Source organism: Robinsoniella sp., from assembly GCF_034124845.1.
Genome location: NZ_JAWYAJ010000528.1, coordinates 1 through 15,370, shown reverse-complemented (window position 1 = coordinate 15,370; position 15,370 = coordinate 1). Strand labels below are relative to the sequence as shown.

General features: G+C 40.1%; 16 protein-coding genes. 11 read left to right on the top strand and 5 right to left on the bottom strand.

Annotated elements, in window-relative coordinates:
• The 9 genes from rpmJ (at position 1) to ACH2DQ_RS26310 (ending at position 8,547) form a co-directional block, all read left to right on the top strand.
• The gene (rpmJ, locus tag ACH2DQ_RS26350) at positions 1-48 is read left to right on the top strand and encodes a 50S ribosomal protein L36 (RefSeq protein ID WP_395028652.1); all 48 of its coding nucleotides are present in this window, start codon (positions 1-3) and stop codon (positions 46-48) included.
• A gap of 318 nt (positions 49-366) precedes the next feature.
• A complete protein-coding gene (rpsM, locus tag ACH2DQ_RS26345; RefSeq protein ID WP_027296202.1) occupies positions 367-735 on the top strand; it encodes a 30S ribosomal protein S13 in 369 nt (122 codons plus the stop codon).
• A gap of 61 nt (positions 736-796) precedes the next feature.
• On the top strand, positions 797-1,192 hold the full coding sequence (gene rpsK, locus ACH2DQ_RS26340) for a 30S ribosomal protein S11 (RefSeq protein WP_027296203.1): 396 nt from the start codon (positions 797-799) through the stop codon (positions 1,190-1,192).
• A gap of 18 nt (positions 1,193-1,210) precedes the next feature.
• The gene (rpsD, locus tag ACH2DQ_RS26335) at positions 1,211-1,804 is read left to right on the top strand and encodes a 30S ribosomal protein S4 (protein ID WP_394913686.1); all 594 of its coding nucleotides are present in this window, start codon (positions 1,211-1,213) and stop codon (positions 1,802-1,804) included.
• A 59-nt stretch (positions 1,805-1,863) separates the two neighbouring features.
• The gene (locus ACH2DQ_RS26330) at positions 1,864-2,823 is read left to right on the top strand and encodes a DNA-directed RNA polymerase subunit alpha (RefSeq protein WP_394913687.1); all 960 of its coding nucleotides are present in this window, start codon (positions 1,864-1,866) and stop codon (positions 2,821-2,823) included.
• Positions 2,824-2,965: 142 nt separating this feature from the next.
• On the top strand, positions 2,966-3,502 hold the full coding sequence (locus ACH2DQ_RS26325; RefSeq protein ID WP_027296206.1) for a bL17 family ribosomal protein: 537 nt from the start codon (positions 2,966-2,968) through the stop codon (positions 3,500-3,502).
• Between the two features lie 104 nt (positions 3,503-3,606).
• Entirely contained in the window at positions 3,607-4,836 is a 1,230-nt protein-coding gene (locus ACH2DQ_RS26320) for a LacI family DNA-binding transcriptional regulator (protein WP_395028651.1), read from the top strand.
• 327 nt (positions 4,837-5,163) lie between these two features.
• A complete protein-coding gene (locus ACH2DQ_RS26315; RefSeq protein WP_394913689.1) occupies positions 5,164-7,065 on the top strand; it encodes a glucose PTS transporter subunit IIA in 1,902 nt (633 codons plus the stop codon).
• 27 nt (positions 7,066-7,092) lie between these two features.
• Positions 7,093-8,547, top strand: a complete 1,455-nt coding sequence (locus ACH2DQ_RS26310) for a glycoside hydrolase family 32 protein (protein ID WP_394913690.1) — start codon at positions 7,093-7,095, stop codon at positions 8,545-8,547.
• Between the two features lie 238 nt (positions 8,548-8,785).
• On the opposite strand, the gene ACH2DQ_RS26305 is transcribed toward ACH2DQ_RS26310, so the two are convergent.
• The 4 genes from ACH2DQ_RS26305 to ACH2DQ_RS26290 all read right to left on the bottom strand — a co-directional run bounded on the left by ACH2DQ_RS26305 (position 8,786) and on the right by ACH2DQ_RS26290 (position 10,482).
• Positions 8,786-9,037: a hypothetical protein gene (locus ACH2DQ_RS26305; RefSeq protein ID WP_394913691.1), complete on the bottom strand. Its 252-nt coding sequence runs from the start codon at positions 9,035-9,037 to the stop codon at positions 8,786-8,788.
• A gap of 41 nt (positions 9,038-9,078) precedes the next feature.
• Entirely contained in the window at positions 9,079-9,558 is a 480-nt protein-coding gene (locus ACH2DQ_RS26300) for a hypothetical protein (RefSeq protein WP_394913692.1), read from the bottom strand.
• On the bottom strand, positions 9,552-9,764 hold the full coding sequence (locus tag ACH2DQ_RS26295) for a helix-turn-helix transcriptional regulator (protein WP_394913693.1): 213 nt from the start codon (positions 9,762-9,764) through the stop codon (positions 9,552-9,554). Before ACH2DQ_RS26295 ends, ACH2DQ_RS26300 begins: the two co-directional genes overlap by 7 nt.
• A gap of 97 nt (positions 9,765-9,861) precedes the next feature.
• Positions 9,862-10,482, bottom strand: coding sequence for a GDSL-type esterase/lipase family protein (locus ACH2DQ_RS26290; protein WP_394913694.1), 621 nt, complete (start codon positions 10,480-10,482; stop codon positions 9,862-9,864).
• 240 nt (positions 10,483-10,722) lie between these two features.
• On the opposite strand from ACH2DQ_RS26290, the gene ACH2DQ_RS26285 reads away from it, so the two are divergent.
• Positions 10,723-12,027, top strand: coding sequence for a C39 family peptidase (locus ACH2DQ_RS26285; protein WP_394913695.1), 1,305 nt, complete (start codon positions 10,723-10,725; stop codon positions 12,025-12,027).
• 79 nt (positions 12,028-12,106) lie between these two features.
• The gene (locus ACH2DQ_RS26280) at positions 12,107-13,189 is read left to right on the top strand and encodes a C39 family peptidase (RefSeq protein ID WP_394913696.1); all 1,083 of its coding nucleotides are present in this window, start codon (positions 12,107-12,109) and stop codon (positions 13,187-13,189) included.
• A gap of 50 nt (positions 13,190-13,239) precedes the next feature.
• Here ACH2DQ_RS26280 and ACH2DQ_RS26275 read toward each other — a convergent pair whose 3' ends face one another.
• On the bottom strand, positions 13,240-14,517 hold the full coding sequence (locus ACH2DQ_RS26275) for a dihydroorotase (protein ID WP_394913697.1): 1,278 nt from the start codon (positions 14,515-14,517) through the stop codon (positions 13,240-13,242).
• Between the last annotated feature and the right edge of the window lie 853 nt (positions 14,518-15,370).

Sequence of the window (15,370 nt, the reverse complement as noted above, 5' to 3'; positions counted from 1 at the left end):
ATCAGAGTAATCTGTGAAAATCCGAAGCACAAACAGAGACAGGGTTAATTCTGTTTGTAAAAGTTTTATTTTAGTGCGGCTGCAGCAGGACTCACCTGGGTGTGTTGTTACTGCTGATGACAATATAAAGTGGAGACTTGCTCCACCATATATTGCTTATAATACCGGATGCATGCATACCACCTCGTTCAGTAATGGGGGGCATTCGGAAAGGTCGTATTTCAATGCGGCTGGGCAGGACCATCTATCCGTGCCTCAATTAAGGACAATATAATTAAGATTTCGAAGGGCGCACACATTTCAGACGTGCAAAAGGCATGGGCTGCGCGGCATCGTGATCTTACAAGAAAATGGAGGAAATATTACATGGCTCGTATTGCTGGTGTAGACTTACCAAGAGAAAAACGTGTAGAAATTGGATTAACTTACATCTACGGAATCGGTAGAGTAAGCGCAACAAAAATTCTGGAATCTGCAAAGGTGAATCCTGATACTCGTGTCAGAGATTTAACGGATGAAGAAGTAGGAAGAATTCGTGACGTAATTGATGAAACACAGACTGTAGAAGGTGATTTAAGAAGAGAAATCGCTCTTAATATCAAGAGATTACAGGAAATCGGATGCTATCGTGGAATCCGTCATAGAAAAGGACTTCCGGTTCGTGGACAGAAGACAAAGACCAATGCAAGAACCAGAAAAGGTCCTAAGAGAACTGTTGCTAATAAGAAGAAATAATATTGTATTTACGAAAATTATAAACTTTATTAAAGAATATGAGAAAGTAGGTTAGTTTAAAATGGCTAAAAAAGTTACCAAAAAAGTGACAAAAAAGCGTGTAAAGAAAAACGTTGAACGCGGACAGGCACACATTCAGTCATCTTTCAATAACACAATCGTAACATTAACAGATGCTGAAGGAAATGCTTTATCATGGGCAAGTGCTGGTGGTCTGGGATTTAGAGGTTCAAGGAAATCTACTCCATATGCTGCACAGATGGCAGCTGAAACAGCTACAAAAGCAGCATTAGTACATGGTCTTAAGACTGTAGATGTAATGGTTAAAGGACCAGGTTCAGGACGTGAAGCAGCGATTCGTGCTCTTCAGGCATGTGGTCTTGAAGTAACTAGTATCAGAGACGTGACTCCGGTTCCACATAATGGATGCCGTCCACCAAAACGCAGAAGAGTCTAATAGGAGGGGTAGAGTAAGATGGCAGTTAATAGAGTTCCTGTTCTTAAAAGATGTAGATCACTTGGATTAGATCCAATTTACTTAGGAATAGATAAAAAATCCACTAGAGAATTAAAAAGAGCAAACCGTAAAATGAGTGAGTATGGTTTGCAGTTAAGAGAAAAACAGAAAGCAAAATTCATTTACGGAGTTTTAGAAAAACCTTTCAGAAACTACTATAAAAGAGCTGAGAAAATGACGGGTATGACAGGTCCTAACCTGATGATCTTATTAGAGACCAGATTAGACAACGTATTATTCCGTGCAGGACTTGCAAGAACTAGAAAAGAAGCTAGACAGATCGTTGACCACAAGCACGTTTTAGTAAACGGCAAACAGGTTAATATCCCTTCTTATTTAGTAAAAGCAGGCGATACTATCGAAATCAAAGAGAAATGCAAAGGTTCTCAGAGATACAAAGATATTTTAGATGCAACAAGTGGAAGACTTGTTCCTGAATGGTTAGATACTGAAGCAGAAGCTTTAAAAATTTCTGTTAAAGAAGCTCCAGCCAGAGAAGCAATTGATGTTCCAGTTGATGAGATGCTTATCGTCGAGTTGTATTCTAAATAATCCTTAAAGTGATTTCGTCACCCTCAAAAAAATGATAACCCAAAGGAGGGGCTTTTATAGTGTTCGATTTTAATAAACCAAAAATTGAGATAGCTGAGATATCAGACGATAAGACCTACGGAAGATTTGTTGTGGAACCTTTAGAGAGAGGTTACGGAACGACGCTTGGTAATTCTCTTAGAAGAATCATGCTTTCTTCATTGCCTGGAGCTGCAGTTAGCCAGGTAAAGATTGAAGGTGTGCTGCATGAATTCAGCTCGATTCCAGGTGTAAAAGAAGATGTCACTGAGATCATTATGAACATCAAATCACTGGCGATTCAGAACAACAGTGAGACGAATGAAGCTAAGGTTGCATACATCGAATTTGAAGGCGAAGGCGTGGTAACAGCTGCTGATATTCAGGCAGACCAGGATATTGAGATCCTCAATCCTGACTTAGTCATCGCAACTTTAAATGGTGGTGCAGACAGCAAATTATACATGGAACTTACCATTACAAAAGGCAGAGGATATGTAAGTGCTGATAAGGGGAAAAACGAAGATATGCCGATCGGTGTAATAGCAGTAGATTCTATTTATACTCCGGTAGAACGCGTTAACCTGACTGTCCAGAATACTCGTGTAGGCCAGATTACCGATTACGATAAACTGACATTAGACGTATATACAAATGGAACATTAGCTCCTGATGAAGCAGTCAGCCTTGCAGCGAAAGTCTTAAGTGAGCATTTAAGCTTATTCATTGACTTATCAGAAAATGCGAAATCCGCAGAAGTAATGATTGAAAAAGAAGACAATGAAAAAGAAAAAGTGTTAGAAATGAACATTGATGAATTAGAGTTATCTGTTCGTTCTTACAACTGCTTAAAGAGAGCCGGTATCAATACCGTAGAAGAATTGTGTAACAGGACTTCGGAAGATATGATGAAGGTTCGTAACTTAGGACGTAAGTCTTTAGAAGAAGTATTAGGCAAATTAAAAGAACTTGGATTACAGTTGAACCCAAGCGACGAGTAGTTGCTGGGGGATACTTTCCCAACTTGTTTTGGGAAGGCAGCTGTGCCGGGGATTTAATAATAAAACATTATGGACAAAAAAGCATTTAGGAAGTAAGCCCGAAGAGCATTCTTAAGTGTTCCACATATGGAGGAAATTTAAAATGGCAGGTTATAGAAAACTTGGAAGAACTTCCAGTCAGAGAAAAGCATTAATCAGAAACCAGGTTACAGCTTTACTCCACAATGGTAAGATCGTTACAACAGAAACCAAAGCAAAAGAAATCCGCAAAGTTGCAGAAGGCTTAATTGCTATGGCTGTTAGAGAAAGAGACAACTTTGAAACTGTTACTGTTACTGCAAAAGTAGCACGTAAAGACAAAGATGGCAAAAGAGTAAAAGAAGTTGTAGATGGTAAGAAAGTTACTGTTTATGATGAAGTTCAGAAAGAAATCAAAAAAGACAATGCTTCCAGACTTCATGCCAGAAGACAGATGTTAAAAGTACTTTATCCTGTAAAGGAAGTACCGAAGGAAGCAGCTGGTAAAAAAGCTAATGCAAAACAGGTTGATTTAGTAGATAAATTATTTACAGAGATCGCTCCTAAATATGCAGACCGTAACGGTGGTTATACAAGAATCGTAAAGATTGGCCTTCGTAAAGGTGATGCAGCTATGGAAGTTCTGTTAGAGCTTGTATAAGAGCATAAGACTCCCGCTAGATTTATAGCGGGAGCTTTTTTACAATTGTTATGAAATCGATACCTCAAAATATGAATTTGTGTTTAAGAAAGGCAGAAAACATTATGAATATCAGCGAAATAGCGGAATTAGCAGGGGTCTCCAGGGCTACGGTTTCCAGGTATTTTAATAATGGCTACATAAGTGACGAGAAAAGGGAAAAAATCCGTGATGTAATAGACAAAACTGGTTATGTACCGTCCATGTCTGCCCAGGCACTTCGTACTAAGAAGTCGAGACTGATCGGGGTCATTGTGCCTAAGATCAGTTCAGAGTCTATCAGCAATATGGTAAATGGAATCAGCCAGATACTTACAAAAAACGGTTATCATATATTGCTTGGCAATACGGAAAACAGTATACAAAAAGAATTGGAATATATCAATGTCTTCCGTAACAACCACGTGGATGGCATTGTATTTATTGCTACGGTATTTACAAAAAAGCATATTGAAGAATTAAAATCCCTGGATGCACCTGTGGTGATCCTGGGTCAGGAATTGGAAGGGTATTGCAGTGTCTTTCATGATGATTACCACGCAGCGAAGGATCTGACAAAAAACGGTTATCATATATTGCTTGGCAATACGGAAAACAGTATACAAAAAGAATTGGAATATATCAATGTCTTCCGTAACAACCACGTGGATGGCATTGTATTTATTGCTACGGTATTTACAAAAAAGCATATTGAAGAATTAAAATCCCTGGATGCACCTGTGGTGATCCTGGGTCAGGAATTGGAAGGGTATTGCAGTGTCTTTCATGATGATTACCACGCAGCGAAGGATCTGACACAGTATATGATACAGGCAGGATGCCGTAATATCGGTTATTTGGGAGTTACCGAAAAGGATCGTGCGGTAGGTGTGGATCGTAAAGAAGGCTTCTTAAATGCACTCCAGGCGGCATATGGAGGCGTTGACAGTAAATCCATGCGTGTCTGTGAGTTTAATTCAGAATCCGGTTACCGGCAGATGAAGCAGCTTCTGGATGACAAGCCGAATCTGGATGGAGTGGTATGCGTCACAGATAGCATTGCACTTGGTGCTATCGAATGTATTAAGGAAAAAGGCCTGCGCATTCCGGAAGATATCTCTGTTGTGGGTATGGGTGACAGTCAAATCTCAAAGGTAATTACCCCAAAACTTACCACAGCCAGATATTTTTATGAGCAGAGCGGGCAGGAAGCTGCCGAAATGCTGGTAAATCTTATCGATGCAAAGGAGATCAATGTAAAAAAGCTTAAGCTGGGCTATGAGATTATGCAAAGGAATTCTGTGAGAAACAGATAAGATATGCCGCATGTTGAACTATAACAAATGCGGTATATTTTTGATATATGGAATTCATATTATTAGTAAAATTACACAAAATAATTCTCTGAAATTTGGCGTAGTTTCATAATTTACATTTTTGCAAAAAGCGTGTAATATACAATTATAGAAGTGAGATCGATACCATATAATATTTCTTATAAATGTCGGGAATGTTATATGGTGTATATTCTGTAAGATGTGAGATCGATCACACATAGAAAAGAAAGTATGGAACAGAAAGCGTTTCAAACTACTAATTAAGGAATAGCACAAGAAAGCTTGCGCTATTAAGGAGGTAGAAAAATGGATTACAGAAAAACGGCCCGGGAGATTTACGAACAAATCGGTGGGAAGGGAAATCTAATCTCTGCAGCCCACTGTGCAACAAGGCTTCGGCTTGTCATATCCGATAATGAAAAAGCGGATAAAGAAAAGGTGGAAAATATTGATGGGGTAAAAGGTGTCTTCTTCGCACAGGGGCAGATGCAGATTATCCTTGGAACGGGAGTGGTAAATAAAGTCTATGATGAATTTATTCAGATTGCAGATATTTCAGAGAGCAGTAAAGATGAGTTAAAGCAGGTTGCTGCGTCTAAAGCTAATCCATTGCAAAGGCTGATTAAGACATTAGGTGACATCTTTGTTCCGATTATCCCGGCTATTGTAGCCAGTGGTTTTTTGATGGGAATCATGGAAGCATTGAATTTTATGGCTGCCAATGGTTTTCTGGATATTAACACCTCCAGTTCTATCTATGTGTTTGCAAAGATCTTCAGTAATACGGCATATACATTTTTACCCATTCTGATTGCGTACAGTGCAGGTAAAGTGTTTGGTGCCAATCCTTTCTTATCTGCAGTAATCGGTATGATTATGATTCACCCGGATCTGCAGAATGCCTGGACAGTGGCAACAGAGGGGGTGCAGGCAACACAGAGTGTCTGGTTTGGACTTTACAGTGTAGACATGGTAGGTTATCAGGGGCATGTCATACCGGTTATTATATCCGTATGGGTGCTTGCCCGGATTGAAAAAAGGCTTCACAAAATCGTGCCTGCGATGTTTGATCTGTTCGTAACACCTTTGGTCAGTGTGTTTGTAACGGGATATTTAACACTTTCTATCATTGGACCAGTTTTTGTAACAGTGGAAAATGGGCTTCTCGATGGAGTACAGTGGCTGATTGCCTTGCCGCTGGGCATTGGCAGCTTTATTATGGGTGGTGCCTATGCCACAACAGTAGTAGCCGGGGTACACCACATGTATACCATTATAGATTTGGGACAAATTGCAAAATTTGGAATGACCTTCTGGCTGCCTCTTGCTTCAGCAGCGAATATGGCGCAGGGCGGTGCCACATTAGCTGTGGCGATAAAGACAAAGGATCTGAAAATAAAAGCTATGGCGGTTCCGTCAGCGTTAAGTGCATTTATGGGAATAACAGAACCTGCTATCTTCGGTGTAAACCTTCGTTTTGTGAAGCCCTTTATCATGGCGTCAATAGGAGGTGCATGCGGTGCGCTATATGCATCCGTGGTTGGGCTTGGAGCTACAGGAACAGGAGTGACCGGTATCTTTGGGATTCTCCTTTGCCTGAATCAGCCGGTGCATTATCTTATTATGATGTTAATCTCTGCTGGTACGGCGTTTGTACTGACGTGGCTGTTTGGATATAAAAATCAGGTTAAAGACTTTAATAATGGCAGAGATACCAAAGACACCAAAGATACAAAGGACATCATGGAAGCATCTGAAAATAAGTCTGTTTTCAGTCCTTTGAAAGGCAGAGTCATCCCCATATCAGAAGTTCAGGATGAAACATTTGCTTCTGAAATGTTGGGAAAAGGCGTTGGGATTCTGCCGGATGGAGATCGGGTAGTTGCACCATTTGATGGCACAGTCACTACGTTATTTGAGACGAAACATGCCATAGGACTGACCAATTCGGACGGTCTGGAAGTTTTAATCCATGTTGGTATTGATACGGTAAATTTAAAAGGGAAATACTTTCAGGCATTTACGAAGGAAGAGGCAGAGGTGAAGAGGGGAGATGTACTTCTTAAGTTTGACCGTAAAGGCATTGAAGAAGCCGGTTATGATGCAGCTACAATGGTAATTGTCACAAACACCGATGATTATGAAAACGTAATTTGTAAAACCGGGCAGGTGGCACAAGAACAGGATATAATTATTGAAGTTTGCTAATTTAAGAGATCACAGGAGTGGCAAATTATGAATGCGATGCAAAGAGATTTGGCGAAGCTTGTAAGGGAGAAGGAGGAAAGTGGTTTTAAAGAATGGGATGATGACCAGTGGCGACCGGGATTTCATCTGATGCCGGTAACCGGATGGCTGAATGACCCAAATGGACTATGCTATTATAAAGGATTCTACCATGTTTTTTTTCAATATTCTCCCTTTGACGAAAATGGTGGAGTAAAGTTCTGGGGACATTATAAAAGTAAGAATCTGACGGAGTGGGAGTATCTGGGAACTGCCCTCTATGCAGACCAGCCTTATGACTGCCATGGTGTCTACTCAGGATCAGCATATATAGAAGAGGATACGATGTATTTGTATTATACCGGCAATGTGAAACTATTAGGTGACTTCGACTATGTAAACAAAGGAAGAGAATCCAATACGGTTTTAGCCATCAGTAAAGACGGTATAAGCTTTGAAAATAAAAACTGCATTATGACAAATGCGGACTATCCTTCTAATTGTACCTGCCACGTAAGGGATCCCAAAGTCTGGCGGGAGGGTGACCGCTATTATATGGTACAGGGTGCCAGACGACGGGGAACGGTGCAGGGAGAAGATATTGGAGAAGTACTGCTCTTTGAATCCGAAGACAAAGTTAACTGGCAGATCTGGGATCGGATAACAAGTGAAAATCCATTTGGATATATGTGGGAGTGTCCCGATTATTTTCAACTGGATGGAGTGAATATACTGGCTGTATGCCCTCAGGGAGTAAATCCAGAGGGGATCAGATACCGGAATATCTATCAATGCGGTTATTTTACGGCAGATAAAAAAATCATGTCACAGTGCAGGCTAAGTGATTTTACAGAGTTGGATTACGGATTTGATTTTTACGCTCCCCAGACATTTCAGGATGGAAAGGGAAGAAGGATCATGATTGGCTGGGCGGGGATGCCGGATGCAGATTACAGAAATCCAACGGCACAAAAAGAAAATTGGCAGCATTGTATGAGTGTACCCCGGGTGCTGGAATGGAAAAACGGACAAATCTTTCAGCGACCCGTTGAGGAACTGCAGATGCTCCGTCAGGAAAAAATATCAGAGGAGATTGCAGGCTGTTTTGTTCAGAAAGGTCTGTCCATGTATGAAATAGAGTTCTTCGTATCCCTCGCATTTGAAATACGCATTGCACAAGATCTGGTAATTAAATATAAACCCAACAGCAGGGAAATAGTTCTGAGCCTGAGCGGAAGCCTGGCATCGGGAAGGACTTCCAGAACCGTGTTTGTGGATAAGATGGATAAGATACATTTACTTGTGGATAACTCAATTCTGGAGGTTTTTATTAATGATGGTGAAAAAGTTATGACTACCAGATTCTATCCGAAAGAAAAAGTCCATGACCTGATGATAAATGCAGACAGCGGCAAGGTTCATTTATGGAAACTGGATGCAATGGGATTCCGGATGTGGGAATAAGCGTAGGGAGGGATGTCTATTATTTCATATAGAACAAAAAATTTATAGAAAGATTGATATAAATTTAGTCTGGGATACTGGATTGGATGCAAAAAGGTATACGAACATTTATTTCTTCGGTTCGTATACCTTTTTGCATAGGATTGTGTGTAGAATCATGTGGGTTTTCCCATTTCACATAGGTTTACACAGGAATCAGTTTACTAAATTAATTGTGAGTTTCCCAGGTGAATGTTTATCAATTTTTTAGAAACCTATGCAGTAACAAATTTGTAAACGATTTTTTCCATGATTTAATCTGTTTGCTTGTGCGCGGAGCTATAATCAGAAAAATAGCAGCAGTGAGAATAAGTCCGATTCCCATACCTGATAAAAAGTGGGATAGTTCTTCCGGGATAAATGCAATATTCGCCATACGCAACAGGTTAGCGGCTAGAATAAGCATAGAGCCGATATAGAGCAATTTCATTTTAGGGTTGTCATTTCTCATTTTCATCACCTTCTAAATATATATTAATATAAGAATAATTGCTAATACTTGCGTTGGTAATAAAACTTTGTGATTGCCAGTAGAAGCGTGAATGCCATGGCCGTACACAACAGTGTTTTAAAAATGATCAGGTTAAAAAAACTTGAAATCAGCATAACAAGATATATCAATACCAGTAAGATAAGTAATGCTGAGTGCATTGCTTTTTGGGCAATTGCCTGGTTCCGTTCGTCCTGTTCTTTCAGCCTTGCAGTATGGACTTTTTTTGAATCTTTTAATGTAATACGTATTTTAATGATTAATAGTATTCCACCTAAAATTAATCCGGTACCAATGCCGCAATACAGTCCTTGCGTGTATTCAGAGAGATAGGCATGGTTTCCTGATGAGAAATACAGTGAGCATAAGATTGTGATAATGCCCAGGGCGATTAATATAAAAAAGTATCCGGTACGTTTTTTCAGGAGTTTGGCAAATTCCTGATCATTTGCAGCGGTTGGTGTTAAGGTTTTTATTAACATAGATTCTCCTCCTTCAGGTCAAAAATAAATATATCTTCTATTGTTAATTGAAAGTACTGGGCAATTTTATGAGCCAGTACCAGGGATGATTTGTATTTACCATTTTCCAGGGAAATTATGGTCTGACGCGTGACATCCACCGCATCTGCCAATTCGCTTTGGGTAATTCGTCTTTCTTTTCGAAGTATTTGAATCCGATTTTGCAACCATTCACTTCCTTTCTGGGAGCAGCTTTTAAATGTATAGTTAACTTTACAATAAAAGTATAGTACGCTTTACATATAATGTCAAGTGTATTTTACTTTAAGTATTCCTGGTAAAACTGTAAAAGCAGTTCAACCATGCTTCAGCAAGAATTTCATGGCCTCTCATGGTGAGATGAATGCCGTCAGTTGTAATTTCACGATAACCATACCGGGCTGCGGACTCATTTAACCGATCATGAAGGGGGATAAAGGAAAGGTTATTTGCAGCAGCGGTTTTTTGAACGCATGCCTGGGCATATTTGACTTCAGGAATCCAGGAGTAATATTCCTGAGGGCATGGGAAAATAAAAGGTGACATGCAGATAATGCGAGCCTTCGTATATTGTTGAACACGGAGGACTAATTGCGTATAGTTATTAAAAAAACCCTGCTCCTTAAGAGTAATTTTTGTATTCAGGGATATTCCGACATCATTAATCCCAACCAGTATACTTACATAATCAGGTTCCTGCAGGATACAGTCCTGTTCCAGCATTCGAAGCAGAGCTGGTACGGTGAAACCATCATGTCCTTTATTTATGATATGATAATGGAAAGCGCTTTTTTCCAGTTCGTTGGCAATTATATGTACATAACCTTCGCCCAGTCCCTTTGTATATGGTTTCCAGTTGCGATTTGCATCCGTGATGCTGTCGCCTAAAAATAGTATTTTCTGCATATTGCCTCCAGCATATAAAATGCTTTTTCTATTTATTATGCATCAGGTTTTTCTTTGTGGCAAGAAGTGCTGCAAAATCATACTGAGAATTTCGGCTTGTTCCGACTAAATTCTTCGTCCAGGGAGATAAATAAAAGAAAAGGAATGATTATAATAGAATATTTCAGGAATAGTAGCTTGCAAAAAAACAGAAGGCATTATAAAATAGAGAGATGTAAATGAGAATAGGAGAATCTGCCGATGAAGAAGAAATGGGCTGCCTGCGCAGTGATCCTGGTGGTGATAGTGGTCAGTATTCCGATCAGCGCCAAATCTCTTGGAGAGAACAAGCAGGATAGTACGGACCAGATTCTAAATGGCCTTAAAGACAAGGCAAATGACAATCTGGGCTGGCTGGACCTAAACCAGTGGATGAAACAAAACTCAGAAGATAACGTACTGCAGACAGAATCTCTGACAGAATCACAGACAGAGACACAGACAGATATACAGATTCATACAGATAAAAAGAAAGATGAAAAACAAAGCAAAAAACGGGAAGAGCAAAAGATAAAAGCGAGTGAGATACCCCCTTTTGATCTGAATAGACATTTAATCAAAAATGAAGTCACAGAAGATTACTATGTGGATATCGAAGGAAAACGCGTAAAAAATATGTGGGTACTACAGGGAGAGGAAGAAGTCTTTCTGGGAGCAGATGGAAACGCTATTGAGGAGTTTTCCAAAGGCTGGTATGAGATAGATAAAAAATGGTATTACTACACGGATGAGGGCATTTTGGAGACCGGCTGGTTTACAGTGGACGGAAAAAAATACTATGTGAATAAAACTACTGAGCAGAGGCTTAGCGGCTGGTATGTGATAGACGATAAGACATATTATTTTGATCCTGAAACGGGGGTAATGGCTATGAATCAGTGGGTTGGTGAAAAATATGTGGGTCCGGATGGGACAGTAACGAAAAAATTGCCGTCAAGTTCCCAGATAACTATGAAGAATATTCTTCAGAAACCGGAACTTCCTACAGGATGTGAATCCGTGGCATTGGCAATGGTATTAAAATATTATGATTTTCCGGTAAAGAAGACGACCATTGCAGATCAATATCTGGATTATAGTTCCGACAATTTTGTATCTTCTTTTGTCGGTAATCCAAGATCCGGCAATGGTGCAGGCTGCTATGCACCTGCGATTAAAAAAGCGGCTAACAAATATCTGGAAGAGAAGGAGTCAGAGCTTAAAGCGGAAGATATATCCGGAACAGCTTTGGAAGACCTGTATCCTTATATTGCGTCAGGCAAGCCGGTTCTGGTATGGAATACCATGTATATGCAGCAGCCTCAATTTACCGGCGCTACTTATACCGAAGATGGAAAGACATATCGCTGGTACAGGAAAGAGCATTGTGTGGTTCTGTGCGGCTATGATAAAGAGAAAGGGACCGTTACCGTAAATGACCCGTTAGACGGAATTATCGAACGTAATGCGGCTGATTTTGAGGCGATATATGATCTGACTGGACAGATGGCGGTTTTGATACAATAGCAGCAAATTTTATAACTTGTTATTCAGAAAAAGCGGAAAAACAATTGCACAAAATACAAATGAAACAGGGGGAAAACAGATGAAAAAGAGAACAGGAATGCTGACACTGCTGGTATTGTTCCTGCTATTATGCATGCCAATTACGGCGGATGCAGGATGGAAGAAGACCGCCCAGGGAACATACCGCTACTATAACACTAACGGAAAGGCATTGAAAAACCGCTGGGTCGGTAATTACTATGTGGATAAAAAAGGAAACAGGGTTACAGATCAGTGGATTGGAGAAGGCAGTAAACGGTATTTTGTTGGAAGGGATGGAAAATGGATTCCAAACTTCAGGGGCGGATGGCAGCAGATTAAAGGAAAATGGTATTATTATAAGAAATCCGGTGTTACGAAAAAAGGATGGTTTACGGTAAAGGGCAATAGATATTATACTAACAAAAAAACTGGGGCACGCTATACCGGATGGCATACGATTGACGGGAAAAAATACTATTTTAACTCTAAAACCGGGATCATGGCAGCGAAAAAGTGGGTCGGGGACAGTTATGTAAATGCAAAGGGTAACGTGACGAAGACCCGGGCTGCATCTTATGAAATAAAAATGGATGCAATCCTGCAGAACCCGGAACTGCCTACCGGATGTGAATCCGTTGCCCTGACAAATGTTCTGAATTATTATAAGTTTCCTTTGAAGAAGACAACGATAGCAGACAATTATCTGGAATACAGTTCCTATAATTTTGTCTCTGCGTATATTGGAAACCCAAGATCCTATGACGGGGCAGGATGCTATGCTCCAGCCATCACCAATGCAGCTAATAAATTTTTGAGAGAGAAACGTTCCGGACTATCGGCTGTTGATCTGACAGGAACTTCATTTTCCAAGCTGTATAAATACGTAGAAGCAGGCAGTCCGGTGATTGTATGGAACACCATGTATATGATGCAGCCGGTATACACCGATCTGACTTACTATGAAAACGGAAGGACTTACCGATGGTATGGCAGAGAACATTGTGTTGTGCTATGCGGATATGATAAAGAAAAAGGCACTGTTTTAATCAATGATCCATTAGATGGGATTGTAGTTAGAAATGCAAAGGATTTCGAAAGTCTGTATAATCAAATGGGAAAAATGGCAGTTTTGATAAGATAATAAAAAGGCATAAGCTGATATTCTGCTTATGCCTTTTTGAAAACAGATTTTTATAAATCACGGTATACGATCCTGCCATCGCAAACAGTTGCCTTTACTCTTCCCTTTACATCCCAGCTATGAAAGGGGGTATTCCGCCCTTTTGAAACAAAGGTATTTTTATCAATTTTGTAAGAGCAGGATGGATCTATGATGACGATATCGGCAGTCTTTCCTTCCAGCAGGCTTCCCTTATCGATGCCTAGGATACGTGCCGGAGATGTGCTCATACGTTCTGCCATCATCATGGGGGTCAGATATCCGGGTTCAACCAGCTTGGTGATCGTCAGAGGAACAGCGGTTTCCAAGCCCACAATGCCAAACGCAGCTTTACGCCAGTCCTTATCTTTTTCGTGTGCCGCATGTGGAGCATGGTCTGTGGAGATGGCGTCTATCGTTCCATCAGCCAATCCTTTTATCAATGAATCCACGTCTTCTTTGGAACGAAGAGGAGGGGCCATTTTATAGTTAGTATCATCAGCAGGAATATCTTCGCTCGTCAGTGTAAAATGATGGGGACAAACTTCGGCTGTTACATGGATACCATTTTCTTTTCCCTGGCGGACAAGGTCAACAGAACCTTTCGTAGAACAGTGGCAGATATGCAGTCTGGCTCCGGTTTCACGGGCAAGCTGGATGTCCCGCTGGATAATCCGGTCCTCCACCTCATTGAGAATTCCCGGAAGGCCGTATTTTTTCGAAGTCTCACATTCATTCATAACACCCTTACCTTTTAGTTCGGCATCTTCACAATGATCCAGAACCGGAAGATGAAACCTGGCAGCAGTTTTTAAGCCTTCCTGATAGAGCGCAGCATCCATGACGGTTTTTCCATCTTCGCTAAGGGCTGCCGCACCGCATGCAGCCATAGAAGCAATATCCGCTAATTCTTCACCCAGCATGCCCTTTGTAACCGCACCTGCCTGAAGAACATGAATGGGAGAGAGCCTTGCTGCTTTTTCGTAAATGGCAGAGATCTTTTCCCCGCTGTCAATCACCGGAAGCGTATTTGCCATTGCCACGATGGTAGTAAACCCGCCCTTGGCAGCTGCCATAGAACCCGTTTCCAGATTCTCTTTATATTCCAGTCCAGGCTCCCGCAGATGCACATGGAGATCAATTAACCCCGGCATGACAAAACATCCTCCGGCATCTAATACTTCATCTGCGTCTTCCTGAATATTCTCAGCAACTTTAAGGATTTTATCATCTTCAACCAAAATATCAGATATTTCATCTCGATTAATGGATGGATCGATCACTCGTCCGTTTTTTATTAATAAGCGCATAAATGCTCCTTTCAAACATGTGTTAGATTGTAGTTGGAAAATTGCTTATAGCCACATGGGCGTGCCAGTTATGGGAATGACAAATTTTCAATCAGGCTCTAAAGACTGATTCTCAACTGGTTACTACATTAGTACCCTCCAACATATAGAGAGCATGGTGTGTTTTGTTTCAGTATAATAATATCGTATCATAGATAAGAATGGGCTGTAAAGGGGGAAAATGGATTTAGCATAAAACGGGGAAGAACGATGGAATGAATTGATTTTAATAATATACTGTTGTATATTCAAACAAGTGATATATTGTTAAAATAGTAATTGAAGTATAATAAGATAGAAGAACTTGTATATCACTAAATATGTATAGATAAAAATAAATATAAAAAAATAATAAGAATAGTTTAGTATTGACTATTTATTAAAATTAATATAAACTTATTATATATAATACAAATCTTTTAGAAATCTAGTGCTGGCAAGTCGCCAGGAATTCCAATTAATGTTAGAGGCTTTTCATGCCCTGAGAATGATTCATAGGATTGATAAGTAACTGTAAACTAAAAATATCGTGGCTTCAAATAAACCAGAGAGTGTTTATGAAAGTTATTTCTCGCCATCTGCACGCTAACTGTGCGGTATATTTGCCCCGAATACAGGTTACATAGACGCTAGGTGTCTTCAACCTGGACAAATCTTCACAAATACATCCTTTCATTTGTGATAGAAAAAAATAAATGTAGTGCAAAGTCCGATATTGCTGTAACTTGATTTTGATGTTATAATAAAGGAGAAAACATGGAAAAAATATTAAAAAAGATGAAACCGTTAGAGAAACTGGATTTGAAAGACAGAT

What these genes read in the sequence shown, in the direction of transcription:
- rpsM (WP_027296202.1), top strand. Translation starts at nt 367, where the DNA reads ATGGCTCGTATTGCTGGTGTAGACTTACCAAGAGAAAAACGTGTAGAA.
- rpsK (WP_027296203.1), top strand. Translation starts at nt 797, where the DNA reads ATGGCTAAAAAAGTTACCAAAAAAGTGACAAAAAAGCGTGTAAAGAAA.
- rpsD (WP_394913686.1), top strand. Translation starts at nt 1,211, where the DNA reads ATGGCAGTTAATAGAGTTCCTGTTCTTAAAAGATGTAGATCACTTGGA.
- ACH2DQ_RS26325 (WP_027296206.1), top strand. Translation starts at nt 2,966, where the DNA reads ATGGCAGGTTATAGAAAACTTGGAAGAACTTCCAGTCAGAGAAAAGCA.
- ACH2DQ_RS26320 (WP_395028651.1), top strand. Translation starts at nt 3,607, where the DNA reads ATGAATATCAGCGAAATAGCGGAATTAGCAGGGGTCTCCAGGGCTACG.
- ACH2DQ_RS26315 (WP_394913689.1), top strand. Translation starts at nt 5,164, where the DNA reads ATGGATTACAGAAAAACGGCCCGGGAGATTTACGAACAAATCGGTGGG.
- ACH2DQ_RS26310 (WP_394913690.1), top strand. Translation starts at nt 7,093, where the DNA reads ATGAATGCGATGCAAAGAGATTTGGCGAAGCTTGTAAGGGAGAAGGAG.
- ACH2DQ_RS26305 (WP_394913691.1), bottom strand. Translation starts at nt 9,037, where the DNA reads ATGAGAAATGACAACCCTAAAATGAAATTGCTCTATATCGGCTCTATG.
- ACH2DQ_RS26300 (WP_394913692.1), bottom strand. Translation starts at nt 9,558, where the DNA reads ATGTTAATAAAAACCTTAACACCAACCGCTGCAAATGATCAGGAATTT.
- ACH2DQ_RS26290 (WP_394913694.1), bottom strand. Translation starts at nt 10,482, where the DNA reads ATGCAGAAAATACTATTTTTAGGCGACAGCATCACGGATGCAAATCGC.
- ACH2DQ_RS26285 (WP_394913695.1), top strand. Translation starts at nt 10,723, where the DNA reads ATGAAGAAGAAATGGGCTGCCTGCGCAGTGATCCTGGTGGTGATAGTG.
- ACH2DQ_RS26280 (WP_394913696.1), top strand. Translation starts at nt 12,107, where the DNA reads ATGAAAAAGAGAACAGGAATGCTGACACTGCTGGTATTGTTCCTGCTA.
- ACH2DQ_RS26275 (WP_394913697.1), bottom strand. Translation starts at nt 14,517, where the DNA reads ATGCGCTTATTAATAAAAAACGGACGAGTGATCGATCCATCCATTAAT.